General features: G+C 68.5%; 20 protein-coding genes and 1 pseudogene. 11 read left to right on the plus strand and 10 right to left on the minus strand.

The annotated features are described in order from the left end of the window. Positions 1-10: 10 nt before the first annotated feature. Positions 11-301 (plus strand): 4a-hydroxytetrahydrobiopterin dehydratase, encoded by a 291-nt coding sequence (locus ACLARN_RS07085; RefSeq protein WP_409490483.1) that lies wholly within the window; start codon positions 11-13, stop codon positions 299-301. A gap of 339 nt (positions 302-640) precedes the next feature. On the opposite strand, the gene ACLARN_RS07090 is transcribed toward ACLARN_RS07085, so the two are convergent. From ACLARN_RS07090 to ACLARN_RS07100, 3 genes and pseudogenes are all read right to left on the minus strand, one after another. Next, positions 641-988, minus strand: a complete 348-nt coding sequence (locus ACLARN_RS07090) for a winged helix-turn-helix transcriptional regulator (protein WP_409490726.1) — start codon at positions 986-988, stop codon at positions 641-643. 31 nt (positions 989-1019) lie between these two features. Next, on the minus strand, positions 1020-1394 hold the full coding sequence (locus tag ACLARN_RS07095) for a type II toxin-antitoxin system death-on-curing family toxin (protein ID WP_409490484.1): 375 nt from the start codon (positions 1392-1394) through the stop codon (positions 1020-1022). Beyond that, positions 1391-1540: pseudogene (locus tag ACLARN_RS07100) on the minus strand (CopG family transcriptional regulator); the annotation flags it as partial. The pseudogene ACLARN_RS07100 and the gene ACLARN_RS07095, both read right to left, overlap by 4 nt. 109 nt (positions 1541-1649) lie before the next feature. Here ACLARN_RS07100 and ACLARN_RS07105 point away from each other — a divergent pair. Both ACLARN_RS07105 and ACLARN_RS07110 read left to right on the plus strand, forming a co-directional pair. Then, positions 1650-2024, plus strand: a complete 375-nt coding sequence (locus ACLARN_RS07105) for a hypothetical protein (protein ID WP_409490485.1) — start codon at positions 1650-1652, stop codon at positions 2022-2024. Positions 2025-2116: 92 nt separating this feature from the next. Next, positions 2117-3478 (plus strand): M20/M25/M40 family metallo-hydrolase, encoded by a 1362-nt coding sequence (locus ACLARN_RS07110; RefSeq protein ID WP_409490486.1) that lies wholly within the window; start codon positions 2117-2119, stop codon positions 3476-3478. A gap of 149 nt (positions 3479-3627) precedes the next feature. On the opposite strand, the gene ACLARN_RS07115 is transcribed toward ACLARN_RS07110, so the two are convergent. From ACLARN_RS07115 to ACLARN_RS07125, 3 genes are read right to left on the minus strand one after another with little or no spacing between them, the layout of a single operon-like run. Then, complete coding sequence (locus ACLARN_RS07115) at positions 3628-4236, minus strand: hypothetical protein (protein ID WP_409490487.1); 609 nt, start codon at positions 4234-4236, stop codon at positions 3628-3630. Between the two features lie 26 nt (positions 4237-4262). Further along, positions 4263-4697, minus strand: a complete 435-nt coding sequence (locus ACLARN_RS07120; RefSeq protein ID WP_409490488.1) for an ankyrin repeat domain-containing protein — start codon at positions 4695-4697, stop codon at positions 4263-4265. Between the two features lie 13 nt (positions 4698-4710). Continuing rightward, a complete protein-coding gene (locus ACLARN_RS07125) occupies positions 4711-5115 on the minus strand; it encodes a hypothetical protein (protein ID WP_409490489.1) in 405 nt (134 codons plus the stop codon). Between the two features lie 126 nt (positions 5116-5241). Here ACLARN_RS07125 and ACLARN_RS07130 point away from each other — a divergent pair, with 126 nt between their 5' ends. Continuing rightward, a complete protein-coding gene (locus ACLARN_RS07130) occupies positions 5242-5718 on the plus strand; it encodes a hypothetical protein (RefSeq protein ID WP_409490490.1) in 477 nt (158 codons plus the stop codon). 88 nt (positions 5719-5806) lie between these two features. On the opposite strand, the gene ACLARN_RS07135 is transcribed toward ACLARN_RS07130, so the two are convergent. After that, the gene (locus ACLARN_RS07135; protein ID WP_409490491.1) at positions 5807-6361 is read right to left on the minus strand and encodes a hypothetical protein; all 555 of its coding nucleotides are present in this window, start codon (positions 6359-6361) and stop codon (positions 5807-5809) included. 19 nt (positions 6362-6380) lie between these two features. Between ACLARN_RS07135 and ACLARN_RS07140 the strand changes: the two genes are divergently transcribed. Beyond that, a complete protein-coding gene (locus ACLARN_RS07140; protein WP_409490492.1) occupies positions 6381-6749 on the plus strand; it encodes a hypothetical protein in 369 nt (122 codons plus the stop codon). Positions 6750-6764: 15 nt separating this feature from the next. Here the strand turns inward: ACLARN_RS07140 and ychF are convergent, their stop codons facing one another. Then, a complete protein-coding gene (gene ychF, locus ACLARN_RS07145) occupies positions 6765-7847 on the minus strand; it encodes a redox-regulated ATPase YchF (RefSeq protein WP_409490493.1) in 1083 nt (360 codons plus the stop codon). A gap of 105 nt (positions 7848-7952) precedes the next feature. Between ychF and ACLARN_RS07150 the strand changes: the two genes are divergently transcribed. Together ACLARN_RS07150 and ACLARN_RS07155 are read left to right on the plus strand one after the other, a co-directional pair. Then, on the plus strand, positions 7953-9404 hold the full coding sequence (locus ACLARN_RS07150) for a DNA-3-methyladenine glycosylase 2 family protein (protein ID WP_409490494.1): 1452 nt from the start codon (positions 7953-7955) through the stop codon (positions 9402-9404). A gap of 12 nt (positions 9405-9416) precedes the next feature. After that, entirely contained in the window at positions 9417-9917 is a 501-nt protein-coding gene (locus ACLARN_RS07155) for a methylated-DNA--[protein]-cysteine S-methyltransferase (protein WP_409490495.1), read from the plus strand. An 83-nt stretch (positions 9918-10000) separates the two neighbouring features. Here the strand turns inward: ACLARN_RS07155 and ACLARN_RS07160 are convergent, their stop codons facing one another. Continuing rightward, positions 10001-12952, minus strand: coding sequence for an AAA family ATPase (locus ACLARN_RS07160; RefSeq protein WP_409490496.1), 2952 nt, complete (start codon positions 12950-12952; stop codon positions 10001-10003). After that, a complete protein-coding gene (locus ACLARN_RS07165; protein ID WP_409490497.1) occupies positions 12949-14100 on the minus strand; it encodes an exonuclease SbcCD subunit D in 1152 nt (383 codons plus the stop codon). The genes ACLARN_RS07160 and ACLARN_RS07165 overlap by 4 nt, the downstream gene beginning before the upstream one ends. Positions 14101-14278: 178 nt before the next feature. Between ACLARN_RS07165 and rmuC the strand changes: the two genes are divergently transcribed. The 4 genes from rmuC (at position 14279) to ACLARN_RS07185 (ending at position 17856) form a co-directional block, all read left to right on the plus strand. Further along, positions 14279-15193 carry a DNA recombination protein RmuC gene (rmuC, locus tag ACLARN_RS07170; RefSeq protein ID WP_409490498.1) on the plus strand — a complete coding sequence of 305 codons (915 nt, stop codon included), beginning with the start codon at positions 14279-14281 and terminating at the stop codon, positions 15191-15193. Between the two features lie 566 nt (positions 15194-15759). Next, on the plus strand, positions 15760-16398 hold the full coding sequence (locus tag ACLARN_RS07175) for a hypothetical protein (RefSeq protein WP_409490499.1): 639 nt from the start codon (positions 15760-15762) through the stop codon (positions 16396-16398). A gap of 7 nt (positions 16399-16405) precedes the next feature. Continuing rightward, positions 16406-16807: a hypothetical protein gene (locus ACLARN_RS07180; RefSeq protein WP_409490500.1), complete on the plus strand. Its 402-nt coding sequence runs from the start codon at positions 16406-16408 to the stop codon at positions 16805-16807. Between the two features lie 194 nt (positions 16808-17001). Next, positions 17002-17856 carry a DUF6542 domain-containing protein gene (locus ACLARN_RS07185; protein WP_409490501.1) on the plus strand — a complete coding sequence of 285 codons (855 nt, stop codon included), beginning with the start codon at positions 17002-17004 and terminating at the stop codon, positions 17854-17856. Positions 17857-17935 lie beyond the last annotated feature (79 nt).

The following is a 17935-nucleotide window of genomic DNA, read 5'->3' on the forward strand; positions in this document are numbered from 1 at the left end:
CCATGGAGTCATGGCGGAAATCTTGAACGACAAGCAGGCCGACGAGGCCGTGACCAAGCTCTCCGGCTGGACCCGTGACGGCGTCACGATCGAGCGGACGGCGAACCTCCCGACCTTCCCGAAGGCGATCGAAGCGGTGAGCAGAGTGGCCGAACTGGCGGAGGCGGCCGACCACCATCCCGACATCGACATCCGCTGGCGGACCTTGAAGTTCCGGCTCAGCACACACTCCGCCGGAGGGCTGACGGAGAAGGACTTCGCGCTCGCGTCGCAGATCGACGAGGTCCTCGACGCCGTGTGACCTCCGCCTCGACCGCGCCACGACTCCACCTCTCGGACGTCTACCCAGTACGACCGACGAGAAAAGGACGAATGATGACGCAGGCGATCTTGGTGGGCTTCTCCGCATTCGGCGCGATGGTGGCGGCCGCTGCCGGAGTGCTTTGGTACACCGCGCGCGAGCGGCATCACCAGCACGATCAGTGATCTTCACCACACTGGTGTCGGCAAGGTAACGCGGAGCCTGATCGACGCGCTGTTCCCGGCGGACCTGTCGCTTCTCTCCCCAAGGGAACCGCCGTGAACAACGCCTCGATCACCGCCGCCCAGCGCGCCTGGGTGACCGCCTTCGCCGCCGCCATCACACTGCTGACGATCGTCGTGCTCGGCCTACTCGGCTAGATACGCCTAGCCCGGGCCCCGCCCAGTCGCGGCATGCCTCCACCGGCTCGAACAACGTCCGGCCGAGCGGGGCGAGTTCGTACTCCACTCGTAGCGGCGTCTCGTCGTACACCGTCCGCGTGATCATGCCGTCGCGCTCCAGTGCCCGGAGAGTCTCCGTGAGCACCTTCGCCGTGACGCCCCTCAAGGGCACCCGCAGTTCGGACAACCGGCGCGGTCCTTCTTCCAGGCACAGCACGACCAGACCGGCCCACTTGTCGCCGATCCGGAACGGCGTCAGGTTCGACGGGCACCCTGGCGCGAACATGTCGGGACTCAGTGGCTTCACCCGTTCGAAGTTACCCGAGCGGTTTGGTCCACACCGCCAGTTTCACGGCGGCCTCGGCATACCTCAGCGAGCCGACGGACATCGCGATCACGAGGTCGTACGCGTCGTCTTCCGGCGCGTCGAGATCGTGGCCGTTGAGCCCGTAGAAGACGAACGTGGCCATCCAGGCGAGGCGTTTGTTGCCGTCGATGAGCGCGTGGTTGCGCGCCAGCGACTCCAGCAGCACCGCCGCCTTCTCGTGCAGCTCCGGATACGCGTCCCGGCCCATCAACGACGCCTGTGGCCGGTGCGCGGAGGAGTCGAGCAGGCCGAGGTCGCGGATCTTGGGCACCCGGAGGTCTTCCGCGAGCGCCAGGAGGTCTTCGACGGTGAGGTACTCGATCACTGCGCGAGACGGTCGAGAAGAGCGGCGTAGCGCTCCCGGCCGTCCTTGGACAGCGCCCGGACACGGTCGTCACGGACGCGGCGCGCGGCCGCCTCGGTGATGGCGCGGACGGTCGCCTCGTGCTTGCTCACGCCGTCGGCCTCGGCAAACCGCTACGTAGGTCTGCGTAGGCCCGATTGCCGCTTCCAGGCCGACGCCCTTCGCGGCCGCAAGCGGGACTCTTCAGTGGTCGAAAACCCAGTGAGGAGTTCCACCATGAACCGTTCCACCGCCGCCGTCGCCAACGCCTTCTTCCTCTTCGTCGGCGTCGCCGGACTGATCATCCAGATCGTCTCGGGGGTCCCCGGCTTCCCGGACATCCCGCCCGGCCCGTTCATCCTCGGCGTGACCGGGATCCTCGTGCTGACCTTGGCGGCCAAGTACCGCTGGATCCTCTTCCTCGGCATCGCCGCGCCGGTGTTCATCCTGGTGGGAGTCCTGCTCGAAGGCTCGTTCTGGGGACGGCTCGCCGACCCGGGCGACTTCGGCCCGTTCCTCGGGACCGCGCTGCTGATCGGCGGGGTGATCGCGGCCGCCACCTGCGGTGTCGCCGCCGTCTCACAGGCCTACCGCCGGGTGGCCGTGGGCTGAACCGGAAAAAGGGGACGATCGGAGGTTGCTCTGGCAGCCTGGTGACTCTTAGCTACTCGAACGAAGATTCTCCGAGAAGTGAGGGGTGTTCCATGGCAGGTCTGCGCAGACGTGAGGTGCTCGCGGGTGCGGTGGCTTTGGCGGGCGCGGCGACGATCGGGCTGAACCCCGGCACCGCCGCCGCGGCCACGCAGCAGCGTCCGGGCGCACAGTTCCCGCCGTCGCTGGACTTCGGCGACTACCCGGTGATCGCGCGGGTCCGGTCGCGGCGGGCGCTGGAGCACCTGCGGGTGCTCAGCGACAAGATCGGCCCCCGGATCGCCGGGACCGAAGGCGAACTGCGCGCAAGGGACTACATCGCAAAGGTGCTGCGCGAGCTGCGTTACCAGGTCACCTTGCAGCCGTTCCCGATCGCCGACAAGTTCCTCGGCGGCCTGTCGATCGGGCGCGACAGCTGGCAGACCGGCTCGTCGCCGCAGGGCGCGCAGGACGTCACGCGCGAAGCCGTCGTCGTCGACGCCGGTGACGGGACCGCACTTCCGGATGACCTGACCGGCAAGATCGTGCTGATCGCGGCCGTGACGAACAAGGCCGACGCGTACCTCATGGCCGCGCAGCGCGGGGCGGTCGCCGTGCTGCTCGGCCGGATCGGCGCCGACCCCGCGCGCAAACTGTCCGCCTTCTCCCCGACCCTCGCCACGCCGGTCACCGTCCCGGTGCTCGGCCTGGCGCAGGTGCAGGTGGAGCGGCTGCGCGAGCGGCTCGCCAAGGGCTCGGTCAAGGTGAAGGCGTCGGCCACGCACCACAAGAACCTGACGTCGTACAACGTCATCGCCGAGCGACCGGCCACCTTCCCCGGCAAGGACAACGGCGTGGTCATGGTGACCGCGCACTACGACAGCGTCCCCGGCTCGCCCGGCGCCAACGACGACGGCAGCGGCACCGTGCTGTGCCTGGAGCTGGCGCGCGTCCTGCGGCACCTGCCGACGAACAAGACGCTGCGGTTCGCGCTGTGGGGTTCGGAGGAGTACGGGCTGATCGGCTCGCGGCACTACGTCAAGAACCTGTCCGACCCGGAGGCCAAGCGGATCGCGGGCTGCTTCCAGAACGACATGGTCGCCACCAGCTGGGACCCGGCGATCACCTACTGGCTGCTTTCGGTCGACGGTGCCGACAACGCCACGACCGCGGCCGTCAACGCCGCCGCCAAGCGGCTCGGCTACGACCCGCGGGTCAAGGGGCCGGTGGCGCGCGGTTCGAGCGACCACGTGCCGTTCTTCGAGCGCGGGATCGCTTCGGGCAACTTCAGCTGGCGTGGCGAAACCGGTCCGGCGCTGCTGGAGCCGACCTATCACACGCCGGAAGACACCATCAAGGACAACGTTTCCCTTGAGCGGCTTCAGGTTTCGCTGGAGCTGATCGGGTCGGCGGCGTACAACCTGCTGCGGAAGTAGCGGGGCTCGCCGGGTGTCCCCGATATTCGTCGGGGACACCCGGCACAGGCGCCGGATACTGGCCGGGTGCAACGGCCGGCCGACGTGTCCGGAGGCGATCCGGCCGAGGGCGGAACAGCGCCGAGCGTCGTCGCCCTGACAGACTGCCCTCAGCGTGTGTAGGCCACCGGTCCCAAGGCGATCGGGTCCGGATTCTTCGCGACCCAGACGACGGCGAGTTCGCTCAAGCGATCGAGGTGGCCGTCCTCACCGCGGCCTGACCTGACCTGCCTGACGATCTCCTTGGCCTCATCGAGTTCTTCTCCGCCGAGAGGTTCGCCCCGCGTCAGGAAACCCGGGATCGCGTCGGCCATCGCGCGATAAGCGCCATCCCAGTTCGCTCCGCCGTTCCGGAACATCTCGTCGGCGATCCGGCCGGTGACGCGGATGGCCTCGCACTGCACTGTCGCGCCCGCACCGCTCGACGGCACGAGGAGTTCCCAAAGTGCTTTGTGCCGCTCCTGCCAGGATCCGTCGGGCACGACGATCGGCGATACCCCGTCGTGCGTCGACCGCCGGGCGACCGGCTCGACCCCGAAGATCCGGTACAGCTCACTGAGCGCGGCGTCGGTCTCTTCGAGGAAATCGGGGTTGAAGTTCTCCCGGTGGAACTCGAAACCACTACCGATCCGCTCGACCTTTCGGCGCATCTCGGCCGTGATGCTCGCTCCGCGTTCGAGCAGCAGCTTCGCGATCTCGACACACTCGCGGATATTCACGTTTTGCGTACTGATCAGGCCGCGCATCAACAACGTTTGCCGCGCCTGTCGAGCACCTCGGTCGAGGCCCCGTGCTCGATCAGCACTCGCGTCGCCTCGACCCTCAGTCTGTCCACCGCGGCCTGAAGCGGCGTCCGCCCGGATCTGTCGGCCGCCTCGATGTCGGCACCGAGTGAGAGCAGCAAGGGAATCTGCGCGACCGGCTTCGGAGCAGCGCGTGAAGCTCGCGCATGAAGCGGGGTCCTGCCGTAGCTGTCCGGGGAGTCGACGGCGAGCCCCTGCCCGGACAGCCAGACGATGAGCTCATCCGGGCATTCCGGGAAGCCGATGGCGGTCCCTTTGGCATAGCCACCCCGCGCGTCTATCTCGCATTGGCCGAATACGGCTTTGAGTTCGTCCACCGAGGCCGAGGTCAGCATTTCCTCGAAGTCTTGGGGAAGAGTCTTCCGCTTTCGCGCCATCGCGCTCGTCCTTTCAGCCGAACTTCGGGCGCAGGTGTTCGCGCATTTCCCGGAAGTTCTTCGGTTTCACGGCCCAGCGGTCCTCGTCGGCGTCCTCGAACGTCACCTCGTACTTCCCGGCCGTCCGGTCGAACTGCACGAGGATCTTCACCGGCAGCCTCTCACCGGGCCGGTAATAGCCGTCCAGGTACGCGCCCACCGCCGATTCGATGCTCGACCACTTGCAGGACACGGGCGTGATGACGTCTCCGGGCGAGTACGCGTACCCATGCACACTGCGAAACCCTTCACCGAACTCCAGGATCATCGCCAGCGATTCCCAGCCGCCCACCGAGCCCTGCGCGTCCGCGGCCAAGGGCCGATCGTCCATGGCCTCGACCAACGACCTGATGAGATCGACGGTGGCATCGTTCGGCACTGTTCTCCTCGGATTCGGCTCCTACGCGACGGCGAAGATCCTACGATCCGACGCCCGCCGACCGCAGGAGAATAGAAGGACCGTCCTGGTCCTTTCTTACGGCTCACTCTGGCAGGCTTCCCGGCCATGAACGGTGTGCTGACCAGCGTGGTCGCGATATCGGGAACCTTGGCCGGTTCGACCCTCACCTACCTGCTCGGTTTGCTGAACACGCGGCGAACAGAGCGAACGACTCGTGATGAGCGGCTTCGGCAGGAAAGGATCACCGCTTACGTGGCCTTCGCCGAAGCCATGACCGAACTGCGGCAAGCCGTGATCGCGAAGTGGTTCCTCAACCAGCGCGCGGCACCGGCCGAGGACAGGCAGGCCGCGCACACGGAATCGGACAAGCGCGGAGCGACGGCCGATCACGCGCGGCTCAGGATCCAGATGCTCACCGACGATTCCGAGATTCTCCGGCTCGTCGACGCCACCTTCGAACCGATCGCGGCCCTGCATCGAGCACCGGATCTCGCCGCCGTGAAACAGCATGAAGAGCACAGCCAGGAAACCCTGTCAGTGTTCATTCGAACCGCCGGGCGGCAAGTCCGGGGTCTCCCCTGACGAAGTTTGTCCGGACCAACCCGAAGCCGAAGTGCGTGACCCCGTCGAACTCGAATCGGAGCGTGCCGGGGTATCCGTGTCGGTTCGGTCATGACGCCCAGCCGCGGGCGACCTGGCCAAGGACGTCGACGATCTCGCGGGACACGACCTCCAGCTGGCTGCGGCTGCCGATGATCGGACGCGGGTAAGGAGCATCCGGATCGGGCTCGCCACGTGACCGGAGGATCACCCGCGCGATCACGTGCAGCATCTCGGGCTCACCCTGCTGTTCGCCGCCCGCGAGCACCGTCAGGCCGCACTCCAGGGAGTTGAGTCCCCGCCCGAGCCGGATCGCCAGGCTGCACACGACCTGCCCCGCGGCGACCTCCACGGTGAACGACCGATGGCGCGGGGCCGGGAAAGTCGATCCTCGCGAGACCTCGGCCCCGGCCGAGCGATACGCCTGCATGAACTCGCTCGCGGGGAGTGCGGCGAATCCGCCGCTCGCGGTCAGCAGGGAGTCTTCCTCGTAGGTACCCGTCGCCTCGGCGGACCAGTCGCGCCTGGCATCGCACCAGCGGTACCAGGCCTCCGCGAAATCCGTGCGCGCCAGTGCACAGGCAGGCGGCGAGAGCGTCATCCGGTTCCTTCTTCGGTCGGTCACGGCGTGATCGAATGGCCGCATGAAGAAGACGAAACGTCGGCCCCTGCGGTTCCTCGTGATCGCACGCACGGCCCCCGGCCACCACCCGCACCCCATGGAGGTGGCCGTGCACCCGGCAGGCGCGGCTTCACGTTTCTCGATCTCGGTGGGCCCGCATCCCGTGAACGCGGGTGGGCAGGTCGCCCTCTCCCAGGTGCTCGACGAGTCCCGGACCGGACTCAATCCGCTCTGGCAAGAGGAGTTCGACGAGGCGGACCTGCACTGGGTGGTTCCGTACCTCGTTCGCCTCCAGGCCGGAGAGGACACGACGGACGAGATCGTGGCGGCCTACACGGCGCGGCACGACAAGGCACCCGCGACGATCTTCCAGGACCGTTACGGCGTGTGATCACCCCGGCGGAGGTCAGACGTTGAAGCGGAACTCCACCACGTCACCGTCGGACATGATGTAGTCCTTGCCCTCCATGCGCACCTTGCCCGCGGACCGGGCCGCGGCCATGGAACCGTTCTCGATCAGGTCGTTGAACGACACGACTTCGGCCTTGATGAAGCCACGCTCGAAGTCGGTGTGGATCACGCCGGCGGCCTGCGGGGCGGTCGCGCCCTGCGGGATCGTCCAGGCGCGGGACTCCTTGGGACCGGCGGTCAGGTAGGTCTGCAGGCCGAGGGTGTGGAAACCGGCGCGGGCCAGCGAGTACAGGCCCGGCTCGTGCTGGCCGACGGACTCCAGCAGCTCGCGCACGGAGTCCTCGTCGTCCAGCTCCAGCAGTTCGAATTCGACCTTCGCGTCGAGGAACACCGCGTCGGCGGGGGCGACCATCTTGGCCAGCTCTTCGCGACGGGACTCGTCGGTGAGGATGCCTTCGTCGGCGTTGAAGACGTAGAGGAAAGGCTTCGTGGTGAGCAGGCTCAGCTCGCGCAGCGCCTCGAAGTCGACCTCCTTCTGCGCCTGGAACAGGGTCCGGCCGCCGTCGAGGATCTCCTTGGCCTTGACCGCGTTGTCGAGGGCGGGCTTGGCTTCCTTCTTGGTCCGCGCCTCCTTCTCGAGCCGGTGCAGCGCCTTGTCCAGGGTCTGCAGGTCGGCGAGGATCAGCTCGGTGTTGATCGTCTCGATGTCGCTCGCCGGGTCGATCCGGTCGTCGACGTGGATCACGTCCGGGTCGTCGAACACCCGGACGACCTGGCAGATCGCGTTGGCCTCGCGGATGTTCGCGAGGAACTTGTTGCCGAGCCCGGCGCCCTCGGACGCGCCCTTCACGATGCCCGCGATGTCCACAAAGGACACGACGGCGGGCACGGTGCGCTCGGAGCCGAAGACCTTGGCGAGTTCGTCCAGCCGCGGGTCCGGCAGCGGGACGACGCCGACGTTGGGCTCGATCGTCGCGAACGGGTAGTTCGCGGCGAGCACGTCGTTGCGGGTCAGCGCGTTGAACAGGGTGGACTTGCCGACGTTGGGCAGGCCGACGATGCCGAGGGTGAGACTCACGGGCCAGAAGTCTACGTGCCGCCCGCCGCCCCATCCGCCGAGGCCTTGATCGCCGTGTCGGATTTCCGCCAGCCGAGCCCTCGACCTGGTGGCACGATCGATGTCATGACCGAGCAGACCTTGGCCGAACGGGCCGTGTGGCGCGACACCGAACGGTGCTACCGCGCCGTCGCCGCCCGTGACTCCCGGTTCGACGGCCAGTTCATCATGGCCGTCCGCACCACCGGGATCTACTGCCGCCCGTCCTGCCCCGCGTCGACGCCGAAGCAGCAGAACGTCCGCTTCTACCCGACGTCGGCCGCCGCGCAGTCGAACGGCTTCCGCGCCTGCCGCCGCTGCCTCCCCGACGCCGTCCCCGGCTCGCCCGACTGGGACATCCGGGCCGACCTCGCCGCGCGGGCGATGCGGCTCATCTCGGACGGGACCGTCGAGCGCGACGGCGTTCCGGGGCTCGCGCGACGGCTCGGCTATTCCGAACGCCAGCTCGGGCGCGTCCTCACCGCGGAACTCGGCGCCGGACCGCTCGCGCTCGCCAGGGCACACCGGGCGCACTCGGCGCGGCTGCTGATCGAGATGTCCGGACTCCCGCTGACCGACGTCGCGTTCGCGGCGGGCTTCTCCAGCGTCCGCCAATTCAACGAGACGATCCGCGAAGTGTTCGCGACGACGCCTTCGCAGCTTCGCGCGGCGAGTCTGCGTCGAGGGCGTCGCAAAGCCGAAGAGTTACCGACCGGGACCAGGCTGAGCCTGCGGCTGCCGTTCCGGAAACCGTTCGACGCGGCCGGGGTGCTGAACTTCCTGGCCGATCGGGCCGTTCCCGGCGTCGAGCACGTGACGCGCGACGAGTCCGGGGTGACCGGCTACGGGCGCACGCTGCGGCTCGCGCACGGCTCCGGTGTGGTGTGGCTGGCGGCGAAGGACGACCACGTCCTCTGCGACCTGCGGCTCACCGACCTGCGTGACCTCAGCAGCGCGGTGGCCAGGGTGCGGCGGCTGCTCGACCTGGACGCCGATCCCGAGGCGGTCGCGCGGGTCCTCGGGGCCGACCCGGCGCTCGCACCGCTGGTCGAGGCTATCCCCGGCATCCGGGTGCCCGGCACTGTCGACGGCGACGAACTCGTGCTGCGCACGCTGCTGTCCCCCGCCGAGGCGGCGTCGCTCGCCGACGCCTTCGGCGAACGCCTGCCCAGCTGCGACGAGTCGCTGGAAGGGTTGACCACACTGTTCCCGACGGCGGCCCAGGTCGCCGAACACGGTCCGGAACAGGTGGCTGCCGTGGCCCGCGCGCTGGCGGACGGGGTTTCGGTCCACGTCGGCCGCGACCCCCTGGAACTACGGGCGGAGCTGCTCGAAATCCCGGGAATCGGGCCCCGGACCGCGGACTACGTCCTGATGCGCGTACTCGGCGCACCGGACATCTTGCTGACCGGTGATCCGGCGCTGCGCCGAGGCGCGGCCGCCTTGGGCATCGCCGACGAAGAAACGACGCTGGCCGAACGCGGCCGGGCCTGGCAGCCCTGGTCCTCGTACGCCGGCATGTACCTGTGGCGCGCTTGAAAAGGGAGAATGATGAGCATCGCGTATTGGTCCACAATGGACACGAAAATCGGCCCGTTCACCGCCGTGGTGGCGGGTGACGGGGCCGTGCTCGCCTCGGGCTGGACCGGTGACGTCGGCGAGCTGACGCCGCTGATCTCGCCGTCGCTGGCTCCCGGCGAGGTGAAGCAGCGACGGGATCTGGGACCGGTGAGCACCGCGATCCGCCGGTACCACGACGGTGACCTGGACGCGGTCGCCGACATCGAGGTGCGGCAACGGTCCGGCGCTTTCCGGGAGCACGCTTGGGAAATGCTGCGGAAGGTGCCCGCCGGCGAGCCGGTGAGCTATGCGGAGTACGCGGCGCTGGCGGGGAATCCGTCGGCGGTGCGGGCGGCCGCGTCGGCTTGCGCGAAGAACGCGGCGGCGTTGTTCGTGCCGTGCCACCGGGTGGTGCGGACCGGCGGTGCGGTGGGGAACTTCCGGTGGGGCGTCGCGGCGAAGCAGTGGCTGCTGACCCACGAAGCCGCCTGAGTACCCCTCCGCACGTGTTATGAACGGACCTTTCATAACAGATTTTGTTATGAAAGGTCCGTTCATAACAGCCGCAGGGGCACTCAGGCGGCGTGGATCTCCACCGAGGAGCCGGTGCGCGCCTTCCGCACCCGCAGCCGGGTCGGGATCCGCTGCCGCAGTTCCTCCACATGCGACACCAGCCCGACCACCCGCCCACCGGCGCGAAGCTCGTCGAGGATGTTCATGACGATGTCGAGCGTCTCGGCGTCCAGAGTGCCGAAGCCCTCGTCGATGAACAGCGTGTCCAGCAGCGCGCCGCCGGTTTCGGCGGCGACGACGTCGGCGAGGCCCAGCGCCAGCGAGAGCGACGCGAGGAACGACTCGCCGCCGGACAGCGTCTTCGCGGGCCGGACGGTGCCGGAGTAGTCGTCGAGCACGTCGAGACCGAGTCCGCCGCGGGTGCCCCGGGCACCGGCCGCGTCGGAGTGCACGAAGGAGTAGCGGCCCTGGCTCATCGTCCGCAGGCGAGCGGTCGCCGCGACCGCGACCTCCTCCAGCCGCGCGGCCAGGACGTACGAGCGCAGCGACATCTTGCGCGCGTTCTGCCCGCGCCCGTTGACCACCTCGGCCAGCGCCTTCAGTTCGCGATAACGCTCTTCGACCGGCGCCAGTTCCGCCATGAAGGACGTCATCCGCTCGGCCAGCCCGGTCAGGTCCGTGTGCCGGGTCTTGGCCGCCCGCAGTGCCGCGAAGGCCCGTTCAGCCTCGCCCCGGGTGTCCCGCGCCGCTTCCTCCGAAGTCGCGACGTCGATCTCGTCCTCCGGTGAGATGCCGAAGAGTTCCGGTTCGGCGAGGGCCTGCCGCTCGGCCTTCTCCATCACGTTGGCGTCGGCGAGGCTGTTCTCCAGTTTCGTGATCTGCTCGTCCGGCCGCGATGCGGCACGCATCTCGTCGAGATCCGCGAAACCCTTGGCCCGCAACGCTTCCTTGACCAGTTTCGCTTGCTCGTCGCGGCGTTCGCGGGCGCCGACGACGGCGAGCCGCGCTTCGGCCAGCGCGTCGAGACGGGTCGCGAAGCCGAGCAGGTGCCGACGCTTCGCCCCGACGTCGGCGAACTCACCGCGCGCGGATTCCAGCCGCCGTTCCCGTTCGGCCAGCCGCTCCGTCAAGCCGCGCACCTCGGCGGCGGCCTCGACCGCACGCCGCTCGGCCACCCCGCGCTGGTCGGTCAGCTGCTCGATTTTCCGTTCCAGGTCGAGAAGTCGTGTGTCGAGCGCGGGTTTACGCCCGGCCGTCTCCGACAACGAGGTGACCACTTGCCGTGCCTCACCGAGTCCGGCCCGCAGTGTCTCGGCGGTGTGCTCGCCCAACCGTCCGACCAGGACGTCCAGGCGGTTTTCGGCTTCCTGCAACGCGGCTTTCGCCTTTTCCCGCCGGACGTGTGCCTGCTGCTCCGCGAGTTCGGCGCGGCGTTCGTCCTCGGGATCGACCAGTCCGCCGGTGTGCGTCGCCGGCAACGGGTGCTCGGTCGCCCCGCAGACCGGGCAGTTCTCACCCGCGTGCAGACCGGCGGCGAGTTCGGCCGCCATCCCTTCGAGGCGCCGCTCCCGCAGGTCCAGCCGGTGTTGACGGGCATTCTGATGACCGTCCACGGCTTCACTGACCACTCCACGCGCCCGCGTGACGGCCTGTTCCGCCCGAGGCACTTCGTCGGCGTCGCGGACCAGGGCGGTCAGCTCGTCGAGGCGGGTGCGGGCGCCGTCGAGCTTCGCGACGGCTTCGGCGGCCGCGACCGCTTCAGCACGCAGGGCCGAGACCTTCTCGGGCGCGGAAGCGAGTTCGGCCGCGAAGTCTTCGACCTGCTTCTTGGCCTTCTCCGCGACGGCGTTCAGCTGTTCCCGTCGCGCCAGATCCCGTTGCTGCTGCTCACTTTCCGCCACGAGTTCAGCGAGAGCACCCGCCTCTTCACGCAAATTGCCGGCGCGAGCGCGAAGTTCGGCGGCGGAACTGTCCGTGGCGTCGGGCACTTCCTGAGCACGGAGGGCTTCCGTGGACTCGGCCTCCGCGAGCTGATCCAGCCTGCGTTCGAGGAGATCGGCCTCCGCGATCACACCCGCCGCCCGGTGAGCGGCCTCGACCTCTTCCGCCCACTCCGCGCGCTGCCCCGCCTGCTCGGCGATCGCCGAAAGGCGCGTGTACGCGGTGCGAACCCGGCGGATCCGTTCGGCGGTCGACCGGTTCTCCTGCCAGACGACCTCAGCGGTTTTCGCTGCCGCGCGAGCTTTCGTGTCCCATTCCTGTGCCTTGGCGACACGCTCGGCCGACTCGGTGAGCACCGCGTCGACCCACTCGGCCTGTCCTTCTTCGGGCGCTTCCTCCTGGGCGACCTGCGCGAATCGCGCGACCCACTCCCGCAGCGACTGCTGCCGCGCCGACAACTCGCGGCCACGTTCGGCGCGCAGGTTCGCGAACCAGTTCTCGACGTCGGAGAACCGCTCGGTGCCGAACAGCCGCTCCAGCAACTCCTCGCGCTCGGCCGTGTTCGCCCGCAGGAACCGCGCGAATTCACCCTGCGGTAGCAAGACCACCTGGAAGAACTGCTCGTGCGTCATGCCGATGAGCCGTTCGACCGTGCGCGCGACCTCGTCGATGCGGGTGATGCCTTCGGCGACGTGTCCGGCGGGCACCGTGCCGACCCAGCTCAGCACCGCTTTCGCCTGCTGGAGGGTCATTCCCTCGCCGCGGCGCTTGGGCCGCTGGTACTCGGGGTTGCGCGCGATCCGCATCCGCTGGCCCTGCACGGTCAGTTCGAGCACGACCTCCGTGACCTGGTCCGGCTCGGCGAGATCGCAGCGCAGCCGTTTGACCTCGCCACGAGCGCCGGGAACCGTGCCGAACAGCGCGAACGCGATGGCGTCGAGCAAGGTCGTCTTCCCCGCGCCGGTGTCGCCGTGCAGCAGGAACAACCCGTCGGCGCCGAGCGCGTCGAAGTCCACCACCTCGCGGCCCGCGTACGGCCCGAAAGCGGCGACCTCCAACCGGTGCAACCTCATACTTCGCGCTCCCTGCCCGCGGCGCCCAGAGCCGCCAGCACCAGCCGCTCCTCGCTCTCCGACGGCGCGGATCCGCGGCAGTCCTCCAGGAAACTGCGCGTGATCTCGACGTCGGATCGCCCGCGGACGGCTTCGGCGTACTTCAGCGCCGCGCCGTCGTGCCCGCCTTCCGGCTGCCAGTCCATGTGCACGGCGTGCGGGAACCGCTCACGCAGTTTGCGCATGGCGTCGATCGGGCGGACCCGGTCGGTGACCGTGAAGGAGAGGAAATGTTCGGTGAGGCCGTCGTGTTCCGGATCCGACAGCAGATCCGCCAACTCGCCGCGGAGCATCGCGAGCTGCCGCGGAACCGGGAGTTCATGGCGCCGGACCTCGGCGAGACCGTCGGCGTCGAGGTCCACCAGCCACACCGATTTCCGTTGGCGCGTCTCGGAAAACGAGTACGCCAGCGGACTGCCCGAATAGCGCAGGTGCTCGGCGAGGGTCTGCGGCCCGTGCAGGTGGCCGAGTGCGACGTAGTCGACGCCGTCGAACACCGAACCCGGCACCTGCTCGACGCCGCCGACCGCGATGGTCCGCTCGGATTCGGTCGGTTCGCCGCCGGTGACGAAGGCATGCGCGAGCACCACCGACCGCGTTCCGGACGGCCTGCTCGCGAGGTCTTCCCGGATCCACCGCATGGCCTCGGTGAGGACACCGGTGTGGCCACGGGCTTCGGGTACGCCGAGGGCGTGGCGGGCGGGCTCGGGTTCGAGGTACGGGATGCCGTAGAGGGCGACGTCACCGTGTTCGTCGGGCAGCAGCACCGGCTCGGCGAGGCCGTCGATCGTGGCGCGCAGGTGCAGGCCGCCCGCCGCGGCGAATTCGGCGAACGCGCCCAGCCGCGGCGCGGAGTCGTGGTTGCCCGGCGTCATCACCAGCTGCGCCCCGGCCTGACGGAGCCTGCCGAGCGCGGTGGTGGCCACGCGGACGGCCTCCGCCGAGGGCACCGCGCGGTCGTAGATGTCCCCGGACACGAGCACGACGTCGACCGATTCGGCGACCACGAGGTCGGCGAGATGACCGAGCACGGCTTCTTGCTCGGCGAGCAGATCGGCGCCGTGGAAGGTGCGGCCGATATGCCAGTCGGACGTGTGCAGGAGCTTCACGCAGCCCAAGGTAGAGCCGCGCACCGGCCGAGCAAGGGAGGCGCGCCCTTGGCACCGCCGCGCTTTCCGACACGCCGGGGACGGCGCAGGTCAGATACCGAGCGCGACCGGCCACCGGAGTTTTTGTCGGTGGGTTCCGCCATGATGTCCCCGACTCGGATCCGGAGGGGAGGTACCGGTGGCGACGGTGATCACCACCGCGGCCGTCGTGCTCGCGCTTCTGCTGCTCGTCGCCGTCGCGCTGCTGTGGCGGCTGTACAACGACGGCATGCGGAGGGCGGACGCGGCGGCGAAACTGGTCGCCGCCGAACGGTCGAAGGGGGACCAGCAGCAACTCGCGCTTCGCCGGTACGAGGTCGCCTTCGCTTCCATCAGCGGCCGCGGTGAACTGGGCGAACAAGTGCTCCTGGAGACCGCCCGCGCGCTCGGGCTCCGCGAGGAACTGCACTTCACCCTGCAAACGGACCTGGCAGGCGGCGGCGCGGCGAAACCGGACATGGTGCTTCGGGTCGGCGGCGGACGGACAGTGCCTGTCGACGCGAAGGCGAGCATGGCCTGCTGGGCCGAGGCGGTCGAGACCAACGACCCCGAAGAACGGCTCGACGCGCTGCGCGTCCACGTCCGGCAACTCCGGTCACGAGCGGCCGAGCTGGCGGGCAAGGGCTACCAGCGCTGGGCCGACGCGATCTACGGGACGATCATGTTCGTCCCGTCCGACGCGGCCGTGGTGGCCGCGCTGGACACCGACCCGGAACTGCTGCGCTGGATGCTGGACCGCCGGGTCTTCCTCTGCGGGCCCACCGGCTTCGCCGTACTGGCGTCCGCCGCGCTGTTCGCCGCGACCGAGCGCGCCCTGGTCGAAGACGTCGAGCAGGTTCGTGCGGGCGCCGCGGCCGCACACCGGGCCGCGGGCAACGCGGTCGACGCGCTGAACCTGTCGAGCACCCACCTTCAGCGCTTCATCTCGGCCCGGCGACGGGAACTGGAAGCGCTCGAGAGCTTCCGGAGCACCGTCTCCCCGCTGACGGACGCCGCGGGCAGCCCGGCTCAAGTGCCGATGATCCGGAAGGCGGACGAGCTTCCCGCGTCGTGACGGTCCTCGTGAGCGGTAAAGGGCGGTTAAGGCACCTGGCGGTGAGCGAGGGCCGAAGGCCCGGCCTACCTGCTTGCAGGAGCGTTGTCGGACAGGCCGACGGTGGCCGGGGCGGGTTCCACCACGTGTTCCGCGTCCAATCACGCAAGTTCTCCGGCTGGACACGCGTGATCTCCATCCAGTCACGCGTGTCCTCCCTAAGACCACGCGACAACGAGGGGGGTCCTTTCGCGCGGCCACGAATTCGCCAACAGCATCACCCAACGACCCAAAATCCACACAGTGCCCACTCACGACAGCCGCACCGATGCCTCGCCGGCATCCTGGGCCGCGCACCATCGTTAGCACTGAGTCCCAACGAATCAATGAACCCGAAACGAACTCTCGCACAACTTGTTCCTCTGGATTCGACCCAGAGCACCCACTCGAATGGATGAAGCGGCCGCCGAAATTTTCCGAGTACGCTCGATACGGGGTGAGACTGCATGGGGATGCATTTTGTCGATTCTCGATCTTGCCCGATCGGCAACATCACTTGATGCACCATGATCTTGGGGGTCATCAGAATGTCCTTGAAGACTTTCACTGGCACACGCAAAAAAGCACACTTAATCGCACTCGGAATCGGTTCACTTTCCCTCATCATCGGGCTCACCGGCACTCCCGCTTCAGCCGCATCCGCAGCGGGCGAGGTACGGGAGATCTCCATCGAGACGAAGTCGGCGAAAGAGTTCGATTCGGTCCTGAAGCTGACGTTCGACAAGCCTGTCACACAAGGGGAAGCGGACCGTATCCGGCAGGACATGTCCAAGCAGGCCCCGGTGCAAATGTCGAAGGTGGAGGACTACATCTCCTGCGAGGGAGATCTCACGAGGTCGAACCAGCATGGAACGTGGACCGTGCAGTACGTCTGCTTCAACGGATACGGCACGATTCCGTGGGGATTCAAGATCGCACCCAATGTGCAGGCCATCGCGGCGAGCAATGTGACCGAAGACGGTTTGCGCTGGTGGCGAAACGGGGCGAGCATGCCGAAAAACGCGGGACACAATGTGCCCGCTTGGTACCATTTCCACGGAACCATGAATCCGGTCTACCACTACAACACGGTTCAGTATCAGGATTACCTGACATTCCGGCACAATCTGGGATCAGGCGGGACGGCGACGCTGACCTTCGCGGGCGCGCTCGACCTTCTCCCATAATGAGGACATGAACGATTCGATCGACTACGCGCGACAGGTCTCCCAGGCGGTACTTGACCGCCTGGGAGACCTGTCGCCGCCGTGGCAGGTGCTCGCCGTCGAAGAGCATGTGGAGACCTCGGCGCCGCCGCCGGGTTTGACGGTGCCGAACAGTCTGCTGGTGACCATCGGCGGCGAGGACGGTTCCGTCCAGGTGTACTTCTCACTCGACGTCCCGGTCGACGAAGCCACGGCGGCGACTGCCGGCCAGATCCAGGACCACGCGATCGAAGAAAGCGTCGGCGCCGCCCTGCCGCCGTGCCCTGGCCATCGCCATCCGCTGAGCGCGAGATCGATCGACGGCGTCGCCAACTGGGTCTGCCCTCACGATGCGACGTACCACCGGGAGCCGATCCTGCCTCCCGGCTGACCCGCGACTACCTGCGGTTTCCGGAACCGGAGGCTCCGTTTCACCTCTCCTGACAACCTTGTCGCCCCCTCGCCCGTCTTACCTTCGAGAAACACCCGGGCAGTCCGTCCGGGTGGTCGAGGATGACCACTACCAGGCGATTGACCTACCGCCTGTTGGCGGTATGTCCGCAGCTTGGATATACGGTGGGGCCTGTGACCGCGATTCGCGATCGCCAGAGCGATCCTGATGCCGACGACGTTCCCGTTGCCTGGGACGAGCGTCCCCTCGTCGGCGCCAGGCGTGGGCTGCCCTGGTGGGCGGCCGTACTGGTGGGCTTCGGGCTCGCCATCCTTGGCGCCTTCGTCGACATGATGATGCAGAAGGACCTGGGCCTGCTGTTCAAGGCGTGCTATGCCGTCGGCGCGGTGGCCGCGGTGGTGGCCGTCCAGCGCCGCGGGCTGTTCGGCCCGATGGTGCAGCCGCCCCTGGTCCTGGCCGTGACCGTGCCGGGGGTCATCCTCCTGACCTCGGACGGCAGCAAGGGCACGGACCTGCTGTCCAGAGCCGTCGACGTCGGCGGTCCGTTGATCAACGGTTTCCCGACGATGGCCATCACCACCGGCGTCACCTTGGCGATCGGCGTTTTCCGCATCTACCGCGAACGCGATCCCGACGCCCCGGTGAAGCTGAAGTCGAACGCCAAGCCGGAGCGTCGCGAGGAGGCCAAGCCGGCCGCGGCGGGCCCTCGCCGTCCGGCCTCCCGGACCGGGCAGACGCCGCCCCCGCCGTCGCGCCGTGGCGCGCCGCGGGATGACACGCCGCCGCGACGCCGTCCGGTCGATGACGAACGCCGTCCTCGCCGCGACGCCGAACCCGGTGTTCGCAAGCCACCGCCGCCGGGACGTCAGCCGCGACGTCCGCGTCCGCCGGAAGACGGCGAACCTCGCCGTCGCGACCCTCGCGGCGAGAGCGCCCCCGGTGCCCCGCGCCGCCGTCCGCCGCGGGCGGACGACCCTCGCCGTGGCGGTCAGCCACCGCGCCGCCGCCCCTGGGACGACGAGCGCTGAAGCAAGGGACCTTTGCTCTCACCTAAGCCGCTGACCAGCGGAAAGGGCCGCCTGAGGAGTTCCTCGGACGGCCCTTTTC

It is taken from the genome of Amycolatopsis sp. cmx-11-12, assembly GCF_046269425.1.
In the GTDB taxonomy this organism is placed as follows: Bacteria; Actinomycetota; Actinomycetes; order Mycobacteriales; family Pseudonocardiaceae; genus Amycolatopsis.